The sequence below is a fragment of the Pseudomonas sp. GW822-FHT04C11 genome (assembly GCF_058800905.1).
In genome coordinates this window covers 31,763-47,151 of record NZ_JBXAMS010000003.1, presented here as the reverse complement: position 1 = coordinate 47,151, position 15,389 = coordinate 31,763, and the positions used below count along the sequence as shown (strand labels likewise).

Below are 15,389 nucleotides of genomic sequence, written 5' to 3'. Positions count from 1 at the left end.
TTTGTTAAGCCAGGACAGCCTGTTGGCTACTGCCAAACGTCAGATACTCAACCAGCTCGGCCAGCGGCAACGGCTTGCTGATCAGGTAACCCTGCACCTGATCACAACCAAAATCACGCAGCAGCTCAAGCTGTTCAAGGGTTTCAACGCCCTCGGCGACCACTTCCAGGTTGAGGTTGTGGGCGAGGTTGATCATCGCGTGGACCAGCTTGCGATTTTCCTCACGCGTCTCCATGCCACCGACAAAGCTTTTGTCGATCTTCAACAAGGCAATCGGCAGGCTGTTGAGGTGCACGAATGACGAAAAACCGGTGCCGAAATCGTCCAGGGAGAAACGCACGCCCAGACGCCCCAAAGCGTCCATGGTCTGTTTGACCAGATCGCTGCGGCGCATCACTGCAGTTTCCGTCAGCTCGAATTCCAGCCACTGCGCTTCGACACCGCGCTCGGCAATCAACCGGCTCAACGTCGACAGCAACTGACTGTCCTGGAACTGCCGGAACGACAGGTTGACCGCCATGTGCAACGGCGGCAGACCGCGTTCGCGCAACGCCTGCATGTCGCGCAAGGCACGGGAAATTACCCAGTACCCCAACGGCACGATCAAACCGCTCTGCTCGGCCAGCGGCACGAACTCGCTCGGCGGCAGCAGCCCGCGCTCGCCATGACGCCAGCGCACCAGAGCCTCGAGGCCGACAATTTGCCCGTCGTCGAGGTTCAGCCGTGGCTGGTAATGCAGTTCCAGCTCATCGCGGCGCAAGGCCCGGCGCAGTTCGCTTTCAAGATCGGCGAGGCTGCGCGCGTTGCGGTTGATGCGTTCATTGAAGATATGAAAGGTGCAGCCTTGGGTGCTTTTGGCCTGCTGCATGGCGATATGCGCGTGCCACATCAGCGGGTCGGCGCCAGCCTGCGCGCGCGCGTGGGCGATGCCCAGGCTGCAGCCGATCAACAGGCTTTCGCCGTCGACCCAGTAGGGTTCGGCCATGACTTCGGTGATGCGTTCGGCCATCCACTCGGCGCGTTGCGGTGCGCGGCGGGTGTCGATGAGCAAGGCGAATTCGTCGCTGCCCAGACGCGCCAGTTGATCGCCGGCCTCAAGCTGGCTCTTGAGCCGCGAGACCACTTGCAGGATCAGCCGGTCGCCGGCCTGGTGGCCGAGAGCGTCGTTGGCGTGTCGAAAGTTGTCGAGATCGAGGTGCCCGAGTGCCAGGCCACGGCCGTCGTTTTCCGCCAGACGCGCCGCCAGCAGGGTCTGAAACCCCTGGCGGTTGGCAATCCCGGTCAGCGGGTCCTGCTCGGCGAGGCGCTGCAAGGTGTTTTCGAGCACGCCGCGCTCACGCACATGGCGCAGGCTGCGGCGCAATGTATCCACATCCAGCGCATCGCGAACCAGCCAGTCGCTGACACCGTCCGGTGGGGTGGACGGTTCATGTTCGAGCAACAGCACCGTCGGCAGGCTGCAACGGCCTGGCTCCGGTTGAAGTGCGGGAATGGTCAACAGGACAGCACTGCGGTTGTCAGCAAATAGACTGCTCACCGACTCCCAGGTCGGTGCACTGATCAGCACAGCCGAGCTCCCCATAGGAGCCAGACACTCGCGTAACAACGCTGCCCACGCTGGCTCTTCGGCCAGAAGCAGCAAACGCAAGGGTTCGACAGGCGTAGACAAGCTAGCTCCCTAGACTCTGCAAAAGATGTTGGCGGCGGGCATTATGACGCGCAGATAAACAATGACAAATGATATTGATTATCAAACAGCCCGTTGTACCGCGATGAATCGAACATTAGTAGTCGCCAATTCAGCACGCATCCTGCGGGAAAGTAACAAAACCGGCAAATTTAGATAGCGTGGTACGTCACAAGTCGGAGAGAGGCAGCAGAATCTGTGCATCCTGTTAAAATGCCCGCCCTTTTCGCAAACGACTCCCTTTTCCGTCATGTCCCGACTCAATCCCCGGCAGCAAGAAGCCGTGAGCTACGTCGGCGGCCCTCTTTTGGTGCTCGCCGGTGCTGGCTCCGGCAAGACCAGTGTCATCACCCGCAAAATCGCCCACCTGATCCAGAGCTGTGGCATTCGTGCCCAGTACATCGTCGCCATGACCTTTACCAACAAGGCCGCGCGCGAGATGAAGGAGCGGGTCGGCACATTGCTCAAGGGTGGTGAAGGACGCGGTCTGACGGTGTGCACGTTCCACAACCTTGGGCTGAACATCATCCGCAAGGAGCATGTGCGTCTGGGCTACAAACCCGGTTTCTCGATTTTCGACGAGACCGACGTCAAAGCCCTGATGACCGACATCATGCAAAAGGAATATTCGGGCGACGACGGCGTCGACGAGATCAAGAACATGATCGGCGCCTGGAAGAACGACCTGATCCTGCCACCCGAAGCCCTGGAAAACGCCCGCAACCCCAAGGAGCAGACCGCCGCCATCGTCTACACCCACTATCAGCGCACGCTCAAGGCGTTCAACGCAGTGGATTTCGATGACCTGATCCTGCTGCCGGTGAAGCTGTTCCAGGAACACGCCGACATCCTCGAAAAGTGGCAGAACAAAGTCCGCTACCTGCTGGTGGACGAATACCAGGACACCAACGCCAGCCAGTACCTGCTGGTGAAATTGCTGATCGGCACCCGAAACCAGTTCACCGTGGTGGGCGACGATGACCAGTCGATCTACGCCTGGCGCGGTGCCCGTCCGGAAAACCTGATGCTGCTCAAGGACGACTACCCGTCCTTGAAAGTGGTGATGCTGGAGCAAAACTACCGCTCCACCAGCCGCATCCTGCGCTGTGCCAACGTGCTGATCTCGAACAATCCCCACGAGTTTGAAAAACAGCTGTGGAGCGAGATGGGCCATGGCGACGAGATCCGGGTGATCCGCTGCCGCAACGAAGACGCCGAAGCCGAGCGCGTGGCCGTGGAAATCCTCAGCCTGCACCTGCGCACCGACCGCCCGTACAGCGATTTCGCAATTCTCTACCGCGGTAACTACCAAGCCAAGCTGATCGAGCTGAAGCTGCAACACCACCAGGTCCCTTATCGACTGTCCGGTGGCAACAGCTTCTTCGGACGTCAGGAAGTCAAAGACCTGATGGCCTACTTCCGCCTGATCGTGAACCCGGATGACGACAACGCCTTCCTGCGGGTGATCAACGTCCCACGCCGGGAAATCGGTTCGACCACGCTGGAGAAGCTCGGTAACTACGCGACTGAACGCAAGATCTCGATGTATGCCGCGACCGATGAAATCGGCCTGGGCGAACATCTGGACAGCCGCTTCACCGATCGTCTGGCGCGCTTCAAGCGCTTCATGGACCGCGTGCGCGAGCAGTGTGCCGGCGAAGACCCGATCTCCGCCCTGCGCAGCATGGTCATGGACATCGACTACGAGAACTGGCTGCGCACCAACAGCTCCAGCGACAAGGCCGCCGACTACCGCATGGGTAACGTCTGGTTCCTGATCGAGGCGCTGAAGAACACCCTGGAAAAAGACGAAGACGGCGAAATGACCGTCGAAGACGCGATCGGCAAGCTGGTCTTGCGCGACATGCTCGAACGCCAGCAGGAAGAGGAAGACGGCGCCGAAGGCGTGCAGATGATGACCTTGCACGCCTCCAAGGGCCTGGAATTCCCCTACGTGTTCATCATGGGCATGGAAGAGGAAATCCTCCCGCACCGCTCCAGTATCGAAGCCGACACCATCGAAGAAGAACGCCGTTTGGCCTACGTCGGGATTACCCGCGCACGTCAGACCCTGGCGTTCACCTTTGCCGCCAAGCGCAAACAGTACGGCGAAATCATCGACTGCTCGCCGAGCCGTTTCCTCGATGAACTGCCGCCGGACGATCTGGCGTGGGAAGGCAACGACGACACCCCGACCGAAGTCAAAGCCGTACGTGGCAATAGCGCATTGGCGGATATACGCGCGATGTTAAAACGCTAGAATCGGCTACTTTTTAATCTACTTTCGGCGCCTGTAGCGCCAACAGAGGAAGCTGTTGTGGAAGCACTGCACAAGAAAATTCGCGAAGAAGGCATCGTGCTTTCCGACCAGGTCCTGAAAGTCGACGCCTTTCTGAACCACCAGATCGACCCGCAATTGATGAAGCTGATCGGCGACGAATTCGCCACGCTGTTCAAGGATTCGGGGATCACCAAGATCGTCACCATCGAAGCGTCGGGCATTGCTCCGGCGATCATGACCGGTCTGAACCTCGGCGTGCCGGTGATCTTCGCCCGCAAGCACCAGTCCCTGACCCTGACTGAAAACCTGCTGTCGGCGAGCGTTTACTCGTTCACCAAGCAGACCGAAAGCACCGTGGCCATTTCTCCACGTCATCTGACCAGCAGCGACCGCGTGCTGATCATCGACGACTTCCTGGCCAACGGTAAGGCGTCGCAGGCGCTGATTTCGATCATCAAACAGGCCGGTGCCACCGTGGCAGGCCTGGGTATCGTGATCGAGAAATCGTTCCAGGGCGGCCGCGCCGAGCTGGACGCGCAAGGCTACCGCGTCGAATCCCTGGCCCGGGTCAAGTCCTTGGCCGACGGCGTCGTGACCTTCCTGTAGGCGCCTTCTGGCAGACCGCGTTATTGCTCATCGCGGGCAAGCCTTGCTCCTACAGGATGGGTGTTTGTCACATGACTTGGCACGACACATGATCTGTAGGAGCAAGGCTTGCCCGCGATGGCGCCCGTACAAGCACCACGGGATTCAGACTATTGCGCGGTAGCCTTCAGGCCCGCCAGCAGCAACCGCTGATACAAGTCCTCCTTCAAGCCCTCAGGCTTCGTCAGCTGCATCCGCTCCAGATGAACCGGGTACTCCGAAGGTTCCGGCGCATCCAGCGCGGCCTTGCCCAGCTCCAGAATCTCGGTGAGTTTGAACTTGCTCTTGAGCCAGTTCAGCGCCCGCAACAAATCCCGCTCTTCGCTGCTGAAATCACTGCCCAACGGATACTCCGGAAACAACCGCGGGTGCCGTGCAGCAATCGCCTGCAAGCGCTGTGGGCTGTTGTCGGTGAAACGCGGATCGAGGCGAAAATCCTTCGGCAGTTTGCCGGCCTTCTGCGCCTGTTCGATCAAGCCCGGCTGGAAGCGTGAATCGCTGATGTTGAGCAACGCTTCGATCACCTTGGCGTCGGTCTTGCCGCGTAAATCGGCGATGCCATATTCGGTGATCACAATGTCACGCAAGTGCCGTGGAATCGTGCAATGGCCGTATTCCCAGACCATGTTCGAGCTCACTTCACCGCCCGACTCACGCCAGCTGCGCAGGATCAGAATCGAGCGCGCGCCTTCCAGCGCATGGCCCTGGACGACGAAGTTGTATTGTCCGCCGACACCGCTGAGCACCTGACCGCCTTCCAACTGATCAGCAACACCGGCGCCGAGCAGGGTCATGGTGAACGCGCTGTTGATGAAGCGCGCATCCAGGCGCTGCAAGCGCTTGAGCTCTTCCTGGCCGTACAGCTCGTTGATGTAACTGATGGCGGTCATGTTGAATTCAGCGAGCTTGCTGTGGGGTAATTCCCGCAACCGCTGATAGAAACTACGCGGCCCAAGGAAAAAACCACCGTGTATCGCGATGCCGCCCACTTGAGCCGACTCATCCAGGGTTCCGGCATTGGCGTGCTGTTGCAGGGCGATGCTCGGATAAACCTTGCGTCGCACGATCCCGGCATCGGACAACGCCAGCAGACCGTTGACGAACATCTCGCTGCAACCATAAAGCCCCTTGGCAAAAGGCTCCACGCCACCTTCACGGCTAATCAGCGGCGCCCAGTAACGCGCATCAAGGTCCGTCAACAACGCACGGTAGCCGTCGTTATCCGCCTGCCGTGAGAGCAACGCGGCGGTCAGCGCATCACCCATGGCACCGATGCCGATTTGCAGGGTTCCGCCGTCCCGCACCAGGGTGCTGGCGTGCAGGCCGATGAAATGATCCTGAACGCCCACCGGCATGTTCGGTGTGGAAAACAGCGTGCTGCCCTCCTCCTCGTCGATCAGCAAATCGAACGCCTCACGGTCGACTTCCGAGTCTCCCGGCATGTACGGCAGATCCCGATGAACCTGGCCGAGCAGCAGGATGGTTTCCCCGGCAGCGCGACGCTTGGCGATCATCGGCAACAGGTCGAGGGTGATGTCCGGGTTGCAGCTCAGGCTTAGTCGCTCCGGCTGCTGCGGATCATGGGCCACCAATTGCGCCACCAGGTTCAACCCGGCGGCATTGATGTCCCGGGCGGCGTGGCTGTAGTTGCTGCTGACGTAGTCCTGCTGCGCCGACGCGCTGTGCAGCAAGCTGCCGGGCTGCATGAAGAACTGCTCGATGTGAATGTTCGCCGGGAGGCTGTCACGGTGCAGGTCGGCGAGAAAATCCAGCTCGGGATAATCGCCAAACACTCGCTCGATGAAGGGTTCCAGAAAGCGCCGCTGCAAGCCGTCGCCCAATGACGGACGACCCAGGCTCAACGCGGTGTAGACCGTCAGATGCCGCTCGGGCAACTGGGCGATGCGCTGATAGAGCGCGTTGACGAAGCGGTTGGGTTTTCCCAGCCCCAGCGGCAGGCCGAGGTGTATATGCGCTGGCAAACGTGCGAGCACATCATCGACTGCCTGTTCGATTGATACCGACTGCACCATCAGACCCTCCCGACCTGTCCATGAATTGAGGTCGGTTCGAGCTTGCCGCTTCCTCATCGCGATGACCAGTCTCAAGGTCAAATCCCAGGTACAAAAAAGCCGCTCGCAAGCGGCTTTTTCGCTGAAGACGGGGCTTATTTCAGGCCGGACATCTTCTGGATGGCGCCTTCAAGGTCTTTCACTTCGCAGTCGCTGCAGGTGCCTTTTGGCGGCATCGCGTTGAGACCTGTCAGCGCTACTTTCGCCAGGCCAGCAGCAGTGCCGCCTTCTTTGTCGGCGCGTTTTTTCCAGTCTGCAGCATCACCGATTTTCGGTGCGCCCAGCAGACCCGTGCCGTGGCAAGCATTGCAATGTTTGGCAATGATTTCATCGGGAGTTTTCGCTGCACCGCCGCCTACCGAAGCGGCGACTTCCATCCCCTTGCACTCCTGACCTTGTACACAGACCTGGCCGACAGGCTCAAGGCGTTTGGCGATATCGTCAGTGGTCGACGCTTGTGCGCTGACTGCCCAAAGGGCCAATACGGTTGCTGGTGCGGCCAGCATTTTCATAATTAGATTCACGCGTACACCCTCAATGGTGGCTAGTCACGCCCACGGCCACGGTTTCGCAGGCGGGCGCAAGTATAGCGGTTAGCCCGCCACACTGAAACAACCCTAAAGTCCAAGGGGTATTAAGTCGTGGCGAAATACAGCATGGGGCGACTCGCAAAACCTTGCCGGACGCCTCTTTTCCTAGAAATTCGCCGGTGTGGCTGCGCTGATTAGTCGCGCTGGCGCATCGAACGGATTTCGGAAACGGTGCGGTTTGGTGCTTTCGAAATAGTAGCTGTCACCGGCCTCGAGCACGAATGTCTCGAGCCCGACCACCAGCTCAAGGCGACCTTCGAGCAGAATCCCGGTTTCCTCGCCCTCATGGGTGAGCATCTCTTCACCGGTATCGGCGCCTGGCGGGTAGATCTCGTTGAGGAACGCGATAGCACGGCTCGGATGGGCCTTGCCGACCAGTTTCATGGTCACGGCGCCATCGGAGATATCGATCAGCTCATTGGCCTTGTAGACAATCTGCGTCGGTTTTTCCTGAAGAATTTCTTCGGAAAAGAACTCGACCATGGACATGGGGATGCCGCCAAGTACCTTCCTCAGCGAACTGATCGAAGGGCTGACGCTGTTTTTCTCGATCATTGAAATGGTGCTATTGGTAACGCCTGCCCGCTTGGCGAGCTCTCGCTGGGATAGACCTTTCAGTTTACGGATCGATTGCAGTCGTTCACCGACGTCCAATGCATTAGCCTCCCAGGATTCAGATTGTGTGGATAGTGAGCGTTATCATGGCGACAGCGTTCAGTATTTACAACACTTGGGTCTGAATCCTGTTTGGCAAAGCGACTTCTGGTCTGGACTGCCCGCCTCAGCTCCCGGAATAGAGCCGTGGCACGCGACGCAGGTTGCAGAAGATCTGGTAGGGAATGGTCCCGGCAGCCATGGCGACGTCGCTGGCGAGGATGTTTTTACCCCACAATTCGACCGTCGAACCGAGGCCGGCCTGCGGCACATCGGTCAAATCTATGCAGAGCATGTCCATCGACACCCGTCCCAGCAGCTGGCTGCGCTGCCCGGCCACCAACAACGGCGTGCCGGTAGGCGCCTGACGCGGATAACCATCGGCATAGCCCATGGCAACCACGCCGATGCGCATCGGCTTCTGGGTGATGAACTTCGCCCCATAGCCCACCGGCTCACCGGCCGGCAGTTCGCGCACGCTGATGACTTTCGATTCCAGGGTCATCACCGGCTGCAGGCGCGCCGCCACTGGATTGGCTTCTTCGAAAGGTGTCGCGCCATAAAGCATGATGCCCGGGCGAACCCAATCGCTCGGCACCTGCGGCCAGCCCAGCACCGCCGGCGAGTTACACAAGCTGACCTGCGCCGACAAGCCCTGGCGCGCCGCTTCAAACACCGCAACCTGCTCCGCCGCGCTGCTGCTATGCAGCTCGTCGGCACGCGCAAAGTGGCTCATCAGCACGATCTTCGAGACTTTGCCGCTGGCCAGCAAGCGCTGATACGCCGCCTGGTAATCCGCGGGATGCAGGCCGACCCGGTGCATGCCCGAATCCAGCTTGAGCCAGACCGTGATCGGCTTGCTCAACGCGGCTTTCTCGATTGCTTCGAGCTGCCACAGCGAATGCACCACGCACCAGAAATCATGCTCAACGATCAGCGACAGCTCATCGGCTTCGAAAAAGCCTTCGAGCAGCAGGACCGGCGCACGAATACCGGCGGCGCGCAGCTCCAGGGCTTCTTCGATACAGGCCACGGCGAAACCGTCCGCCTCGGCCTCCAGGGCCTGGGCACAGCGCACCGCGCCATGGCCATAGGCATCGGCCTTGATCACCGCGAGGGCGCGCGCCCCCGAGACTTCACGGGCCAGTTGATAGTTATGACGCAGGGCTTGAAGATCGATCAGGGCACGGGCAGGACGCATGGCGGCAGACTTCTAGGCGGTCATGAGGAAGAAAAAACCGGTGCTGACTGACGGCGTGAACCGCCAACAGCACCGGGAGAGGGATCGTTGCTTAAGGCAGAGCAGCCACTACCGACAGCTCAACCAGGATTTCCGGTTCGCACAGCTTGGCTTCGACTGTCGCACGGGCGGGCGCGACATTCTTTGGCAACCAAGTGTCCCAGACACTGTTCATGCCCTCGAAATGGGCATCGATGTCTTTCAGGTAAATCGTCACCGACAGCAGCTTGGTCTTGTCGGTCCCGGCCAGATCCAGCAAACGCTCGATGTTGGCGAGGGTTTCACGAGTCTGCTGTTCAATCCCGGCATTCATGTCGTCGCCGACTTGCCCTGCCAGATACACGGTACCGTTGTGGACAACGATCTGGCTCATGCGCTCATTGGTGAGCTGGCGCTGGATTGACATGCTTTTCAGACTCCTTTGGGGTGTTGCCATAACGGGAAATATCGAGACCTTCGGCACTGATTTGCGGCGTTTTCTTCGCCATCAGGTCAGCCAGCAAGCGGCCGGAGCCACACGCCATGGTCCAGCCGAGTGTGCCATGACCGGTGTTCAGGAACAGGTTCTTGAACGGGGTGGCGCCAACAATCGGCGTGCCGTCCGGTGTGGTCGGACGCAGGCCGGTCCAGAAACTCGCCTCGGCCAGGTCGCCGCCCTGAGGATAAAGATCGTTGACGATCATCTCCAGCGTTTCGCGTCGACGCGGGTTCAGCGACAAGTCAAAACCGGCTATCTCAGCCATGCCGCCGACACGAATGCGGGTATCGAAGCGGGTGATCGCAACCTTGTAGGTCTCGTCGAGAATAGTCGATGTCGGGGCCATCGCCGGATTAGTGATCGGCACGGTCAACGAGTAACCCTTGAGCGGGTACACCGGGGCCTTGATGCCCAACGGCTTGAGCAACTTCGGCGAGTAGCTGCCGAGCGCCAATACGTAGCGGTCGGCGGTTTCCAGCTTGCCGTCGATCCACACGCCGTTGATCCGGTCTCCGGCGTAGTCGAGGCGCTGAATGTCCTGGTCAAAGCGGAATTCCACGCCCAGTTTCACGGCCATTTCGGCCAGGCGCGTGGTGAAGATCTGGCAGTCGCCGGTCTGGTCGTTCGGCAGGCGCAAGGCACCGGCGAGGATATCGGTCACGCTGGCCAGCGCTGGTTCGACGCGGGCAATGCCGGCGCGGTCGAGCAGTTCAAAGGGCACGCCGGACTCTTTCAGGACCGCGATGTCTTTTGCCGCGCCATCCAGCTGCGCCTGAGTGCGAAACAGTTGCGTGGTCCCCAGGGTGCGGCCTTCGTAGGCGATGCCGGTTTCAGCACGCAGTTCATCGAGGCAGTCACGGCTGTACTCGGACAGACGGACCATGCGCTCCTTGTTCACCGCATAACGGCTGGCGGTGCAGTTGCGCAACATCTGCGCCATCCACAGGTATTGGTCGATATCGGCGGTGGCCTTGATCGCCAGCGGTGCGTGGCGTTGCAGCAGCCATTTGATGGCTTTGAGCGGCACGCCCGGCGCGGCCCACGGCGAGGCATAGCCCGGCGAGACCTGGCCGGCATTGGCGAAACTGGTTTCCATGGCAGCAGCCGGCTGACGGTCTACAACCGTTACTTCAAACCCGGCCCGAGCCAGATAGTAGGCACTGGCGGTACCGATGACGCCGCTACCCAAGACCAGAACGCGCATTTTCGTATCCCTCATCGCGGCTTACCGCTGACGTTTGTTGTTCAAATCACAGATGTGCGCAGTGTAAAAAACATTGGCCAGTGCTTTTCACTATATAAGCACCTATATTTGGCGACAATTCTCGGCAAAATAGCTTTTTACGGAGGCGCATCCCCTATGCGGACCAATACTCAGACCAAACGCGAACTGGACAAGATCGACCGTAACATCCTGCGCATCCTTCAGGCAGACGGGCGGATTTCGTTTACCGAGCTTGGGGAGAAAGTCGGGCTGTCGACCACGCCCTGCACTGAGCGGGTGCGACGCCTGGAACGCGAAGGGATCATCATGGGCTACAACGCCCGGCTTAACCCGCAGCACCTCAAGGGCAGCCTGCTGGTGTTCGTCGAGATCAGCCTCGACTACAAGTCTGGCGATACCTTTGAAGAGTTCCGACGCGCCGTGCTGAAACTGCCACACGTACTGGAATGCCACCTGGTGTCAGGGGATTTCGACTACCTGGTGAAAGCGCGGATTTCCGAGATGGCCTCGTACCGCAAACTGCTGGGCGACATCCTGCTCAAATTGCCCCACGTGCGTGAGTCCAAGAGCTATATCGTGATGGAAGAAGTGAAAGAGAGCCTGAATCTGCCGATTCCGGATTGAAGATCAAAAGATCGCAGCCTTCGGCAGCTCTTACGGGTGTATGCGCGCAGGCTGCGATCTTTTAAACCAACACCTGCCGGGTGCTGGCCATGTATTCATGGATCTGCTTCTCGACCCGAGGATGAATCAACTCCACCGGGCGGCGACCGTTGGGGCACGGCAGGGTTGCCGTGGTGCCGAACAGCCGACAGATCAACGGCCGCTCGTCATACACCGTGCAGCCATCGGGGCCCAGGTGCACACAGTTCAGCTCATCCATCGCAGCGTCCTGCTCGGCCCTGGTCTTACGCGGCAGACGCGACATTTCTTCTGGCGATGTAGTCACCGGGCCACAGCAGTCATGGCAGCCGGGCACGCACTCAAACGAGGGGATTTGCTGGCGAAGAGCGCGGATTTTCTGACTGTTGCAGCTCATCGAAGCGAGTACCGGGAAAGTGAACGAGGTGGGATTTTGCCCTAAAAGCCTCGCGCCAGACAGCATTAGCCGACCAGTGTTGCCCAGCCCGAAAGGCCCGGCTTATGCTCCGTAAAATTTACTACACACACGAAACCCGGATGACACACATGAACGCCCGTGTTCACCAGCCTGCCCCGAACAACCGGCATACAGCGTCTTACTACGCCGCCAGCAGCCTACCGCAGCCCGATTATCCGGCGCTCAAAGGCGAACTGCTGGCGGACGTGTGCGTGGTGGGCGGCGGGTTTTCCGGGCTGAACACTGCTATCGAGTTGGCCGAACGCGGCCTCAACGTGGTGCTGCTCGAAGCGCGCAAGATCGGCTGGGGCGCCAGTGGGCGCAACGGCGGGCAGCTGATTCGCGGCGTGGGTCATGGCCTCGATCAGTTTGCCGAGGTGATCGGCACGGACGGCGTCCGCCAGATGAAACTCATGGGGCTGGAAGCGGTGGAGCTCGTCCGGCAACGGGTCGAGCATTTTCAGATCGCCTGCGACCTGACCTGGGGTTACTGCGACCTGGCCAACAAACCTCGCGACCTTGAAGGTTTCGCCGAAGACGCGGCCGAACTGCACAGCCTCGGCTATCGCCATGAGACCCGATTGCTGCAAGCCCATGAGATGCACAGCGTGGTCGGTTCCGACCGCTACGTCGGTGGCTTGATCGATATGGGCTCCGGGCATCTGCACCCGTTGAACCTGGCCTTGGGCGAAGCCGCTGCGGCGCAGCAACTGGGCGTGAAGCTGTTCGAACAATCGGCCGTGACCCGCATCGACTATGGCAGCGAGGTCAAGGTCCACACGGCGCAAGGCTCGGTCCGCGCCAAGTCCCTGGTGCTGGGCTGCAACGCCTACCTCAACAACCTTAACCCCGAGCTCAGCGGCAAAGTGCTGCCCGCCGGCAGTTACATCATCGCCACCGAACCCTTGAGCGCAGCGCAGGCCCACGCATTACTGCCGCAGAACATGGCGGTCTGCGATCAGCGAGTGGCGCTGGACTACTACCGGCTCTCGGCGGATCGGCGCTTGCTGTTCGGCGGCGCCTGCCACTATTCCGGTCGCGACCCGTCGGACATCGCCGCCTATATGCGACCGAAGATGCTCGACGTCTTCCCGCAACTGGCCGGGGTGAAGATCGACTATCAATGGGGCGGGATGATCGGCATTGGCGCCAACCGCCTGCCGCAGATCGGCCGGCTCAAGGACCAGCCGAATGTGTATTACGCCCAGGCCTATTCCGGTCATGGGCTGAACGCTACCCACCTGGCCGGCAAGCTGCTGGCCGAAGCCATCAGCGGTCAGCAAGGTGGGGGGTTCGATCTGTTCGCCAAGGTGCCGCACATTACCTTTCCGGGCGGTAAATACCTGCGTTCGCCGTTGTTGGCGCTGGGGATGTTGTGGCATCGGATGAAAGAGTTGGTCTGAAAGACTCTTTGCGCCCCTACGGACGCCATCGCGGGCAAGCCTTGCTTCCTACAGGTCCAGCGTTGATCGCACGACGGATACCACCCCTGTAGGAGCAAGGCTTGCCCGCGATTGGGCCGGGAGAGCGCCAAATAGCTCAAAGCCGCCAAAAGGGCTTGAGCCCCTCCTCCCGCGCCTCTGCACGACTCAGCCCCACATCGCGCAGCTGCTCGGGCGAAAGCTCAAGCAAGCTCTTGCGCGTATGCAGACGATGCCAGAACAGTCCCCAGCGACCGAGACCGGACGGGGCGTTGCGCATCGTTGACGCGCGCATGCCCTTATCCTGCCCAGCCTCCAGTTCCTGACTGCGTAACGTCAGCCGCACATCGCTCAAGCCGTTCATTTTGATTGCTCCTGTTTACTTGGGTCGCCAGAGATTCCATGATGCGCGGGGTGGCAAAACCGTTACAGATTCAAAAGAGCCGTATTACCCCCATACAGAGCTCCCGTTTTAGCGACTGAATCCTGTATTTTTGCCCAATCTGTACTGGTCCACTGAATCTATTCACCGAGGCTGCACCATGACCCTTTACGTCAACCTCGCCGAATTGCTCGGCACGCGTATCGAACAGGGCTTCTACCGTCCGGGCGATCGACTGCCGTCGGTACGGGCATTGAGCGTCGAGCACGGGGTCAGCCTGAGCACGGTGCAGCAGGCCTATCGGGTTCTGGAGGACAGTGGGCTGGCAATGCCGAAGCCGAAATCCGGCTACTTCGTGCCGGCCGGGCGCGAGTTGCCGGAGTTGCCGGTCGTTGGCCGTCCAGCCCAGCGCCCGGTGGATATTTCCCAGTGGGATCAGGTGCTGGAGCTGATTCGCGCCGTCCCGCGCAAAGACATCGTGCAGCTCGGTCGCGGCATGCCGGACGTCACCACGCCGACCATGAAGCCTCTGCTGCGCGGGCTGGCGCGGATCAGTCGACGGCAGGACATGCCCGGCCTGTATTACGACAACATCTACGGAATCCTCGAACTGCGCGAACAGATTGCCCGCTTGATGCTCGACTCCGGCTGTCAACTGAGCGCCAACGACCTGGTGATCACCACCGGCTGCCACGAAGCGCTGTCCACCAGCATTCGCGCGATCTGCGAGCCGGGCGACATCGTGGCCGTCGACTCGCCGAGCTTTCACGGCGCCATGCAGACCCTCAAAGGGCTGGGCATGAAAGCCCTGGAGATTCCCACCGACCCGATTACCGGGATCAGTCTCGAGGCGCTGGAACTGGCGCTGGAACAGTGGCCAATCAAAGCCATACAGTTGACCCCCAACTGCAACAACCCGCTGGGCTACATCATGCCGGAGGCACGCAAACGGGCACTGCTGACCCTGGCACAGCGCTTTGACGTGGCGATCATCGAAGACGATGTGTATGGCGAACTGGCCTACACCTACCCACGTCCCCGCACGATCAAATCCTTCGACGAAGACGGCCGCGTCCTGCTCTGCAGCTCGTTTTCCAAGACCCTGGCTCCGGGGCTGCGCATCGGCTGGGTCGCGCCGGGCCGGTATCTGGAGCGGGTGTTGCACATGAAATACATCAGCACCGGCTCCACCGCTCCACAGCCACAAATTGCGATTGCCGAATTCCTCAAAGGCGGGCACTTCGAACCGCATTTGCGACGGATGCGCACGCAATACCAGCGCAATCGCGACTTGATGCTCGACTGGGTCAGCCGCTACTTTCCCGTCGGCACCCGTGCCAGCCGCCCACAAGGCAGCTTCATGCTGTGGATTGAACTGCCGGAAGGTTTCGACACACTGAAACTGAATCGTGCGCTGATCGACCAAGGCGTACAGATTGCCGTCGGCAGCATTTTTTCCGCCTCGGGCAAGTACCGCAATTGCCTGCGCATGAACTACTCGGCCAAACCGACACCGCAGGTTGAAGAGGCAGTGCGCAAGGTCGGCGCGGCAGCGATCAAGCTACTGGCCGAGCATCACGAGGACATATGACGCAATCAACCGACGCTTGAGCAT

The 15,389-nt window shown here is 60.1% G+C and carries 14 protein-coding genes; 5 read left to right on the top strand and 9 right to left on the bottom strand.

What is annotated here, in order from left to right:
- Nucleotides 1–4: 4 nt before the first annotated feature.
- Nucleotides 5–1,669, bottom strand: coding sequence for a putative bifunctional diguanylate cyclase/phosphodiesterase (locus tag AC1RJ3_RS05730; RefSeq protein WP_054594629.1), 1,665 nt, complete (start codon nucleotides 1,667–1,669; stop codon nucleotides 5–7).
- A gap of 268 nt (nucleotides 1,670–1,937) precedes the next feature.
- On the opposite strand from AC1RJ3_RS05730, the gene rep reads away from it, so the two are divergent.
- Together rep and AC1RJ3_RS05720 are read left to right on the top strand one after the other, a co-directional pair.
- Nucleotides 1,938–3,947, top strand: a complete 2,010-nt coding sequence (rep, locus tag AC1RJ3_RS05725; RefSeq protein ID WP_054594630.1) for a DNA helicase Rep — start codon at nucleotides 1,938–1,940, stop codon at nucleotides 3,945–3,947.
- Nucleotides 3,948–4,004: 57 nt separating this feature from the next.
- A complete protein-coding gene (locus AC1RJ3_RS05720) occupies nucleotides 4,005–4,574 on the top strand; it encodes a xanthine phosphoribosyltransferase (protein ID WP_347928344.1) in 570 nt (189 codons plus the stop codon).
- A 149-nt stretch (nucleotides 4,575–4,723) separates the two neighbouring features.
- Here the strand turns inward: AC1RJ3_RS05720 and AC1RJ3_RS05715 are convergent, their stop codons facing one another.
- The 6 genes from AC1RJ3_RS05715 to dadA form a co-directional block, all read right to left on the bottom strand.
- A complete protein-coding gene (locus AC1RJ3_RS05715; RefSeq protein WP_493077894.1) occupies nucleotides 4,724–6,646 on the bottom strand; it encodes an acetyl-CoA hydrolase/transferase C-terminal domain-containing protein in 1,923 nt (640 codons plus the stop codon).
- A 134-nt stretch (nucleotides 6,647–6,780) separates the two neighbouring features.
- Nucleotides 6,781–7,197, bottom strand: coding sequence for a c-type cytochrome (locus AC1RJ3_RS05710; RefSeq protein ID WP_019694257.1), 417 nt, complete (start codon nucleotides 7,195–7,197; stop codon nucleotides 6,781–6,783).
- 183 nt (nucleotides 7,198–7,380) lie between these two features.
- Nucleotides 7,381–7,929 carry a cupin domain-containing protein gene (locus AC1RJ3_RS05705; RefSeq protein WP_019694258.1) on the bottom strand — a complete coding sequence of 183 codons (549 nt, stop codon included), beginning with the start codon at nucleotides 7,927–7,929 and terminating at the stop codon, nucleotides 7,381–7,383.
- 127 nt (nucleotides 7,930–8,056) lie between these two features.
- Complete coding sequence (gene alr / locus AC1RJ3_RS05700; RefSeq protein WP_493077892.1) at nucleotides 8,057–9,130, bottom strand: alanine racemase; 1,074 nt, start codon at nucleotides 9,128–9,130, stop codon at nucleotides 8,057–8,059.
- 91 nt (nucleotides 9,131–9,221) lie between these two features.
- The gene (locus tag AC1RJ3_RS05695; RefSeq protein ID WP_054594634.1) at nucleotides 9,222–9,575 is read right to left on the bottom strand and encodes a RidA family protein; all 354 of its coding nucleotides are present in this window, start codon (nucleotides 9,573–9,575) and stop codon (nucleotides 9,222–9,224) included.
- A complete protein-coding gene (gene dadA, locus AC1RJ3_RS05690; protein WP_103314717.1) occupies nucleotides 9,547–10,851 on the bottom strand; it encodes a D-amino acid dehydrogenase in 1,305 nt (434 codons plus the stop codon). The genes AC1RJ3_RS05695 and dadA overlap by 29 nt, the downstream gene beginning before the upstream one ends.
- A gap of 156 nt (nucleotides 10,852–11,007) precedes the next feature.
- Between dadA and AC1RJ3_RS05685 the strand changes: the two genes are divergently transcribed.
- Nucleotides 11,008–11,496 (top strand): Lrp/AsnC ligand binding domain-containing protein, encoded by a 489-nt coding sequence (locus AC1RJ3_RS05685; protein WP_003206849.1) that lies wholly within the window; start codon nucleotides 11,008–11,010, stop codon nucleotides 11,494–11,496.
- A 61-nt stretch (nucleotides 11,497–11,557) separates the two neighbouring features.
- Here AC1RJ3_RS05685 and AC1RJ3_RS05680 read toward each other — a convergent pair whose 3' ends face one another.
- Nucleotides 11,558–11,911, bottom strand: coding sequence for a YkgJ family cysteine cluster protein (locus tag AC1RJ3_RS05680; protein WP_054594636.1), 354 nt, complete (start codon nucleotides 11,909–11,911; stop codon nucleotides 11,558–11,560).
- A 149-nt stretch (nucleotides 11,912–12,060) separates the two neighbouring features.
- Between AC1RJ3_RS05680 and AC1RJ3_RS05675 the strand changes: the two genes are divergently transcribed.
- Nucleotides 12,061–13,374 (top strand): NAD(P)/FAD-dependent oxidoreductase, encoded by a 1,314-nt coding sequence (locus tag AC1RJ3_RS05675; protein ID WP_347928347.1) that lies wholly within the window; start codon nucleotides 12,061–12,063, stop codon nucleotides 13,372–13,374.
- Between the two features lie 136 nt (nucleotides 13,375–13,510).
- Here AC1RJ3_RS05675 and AC1RJ3_RS05670 read toward each other — a convergent pair whose 3' ends face one another.
- The gene (locus AC1RJ3_RS05670) at nucleotides 13,511–13,756 is read right to left on the bottom strand and encodes a DUF1127 domain-containing protein (protein WP_347928348.1); all 246 of its coding nucleotides are present in this window, start codon (nucleotides 13,754–13,756) and stop codon (nucleotides 13,511–13,513) included.
- Nucleotides 13,757–13,934: 178 nt separating this feature from the next.
- On the opposite strand from AC1RJ3_RS05670, the gene AC1RJ3_RS05665 reads away from it, so the two are divergent.
- On the top strand, nucleotides 13,935–15,365 hold the full coding sequence (locus AC1RJ3_RS05665; protein ID WP_347928349.1) for an aminotransferase-like domain-containing protein: 1,431 nt from the start codon (nucleotides 13,935–13,937) through the stop codon (nucleotides 15,363–15,365).
- The last annotated feature ends 24 nt before the right edge of the window (nucleotides 15,366–15,389 follow it).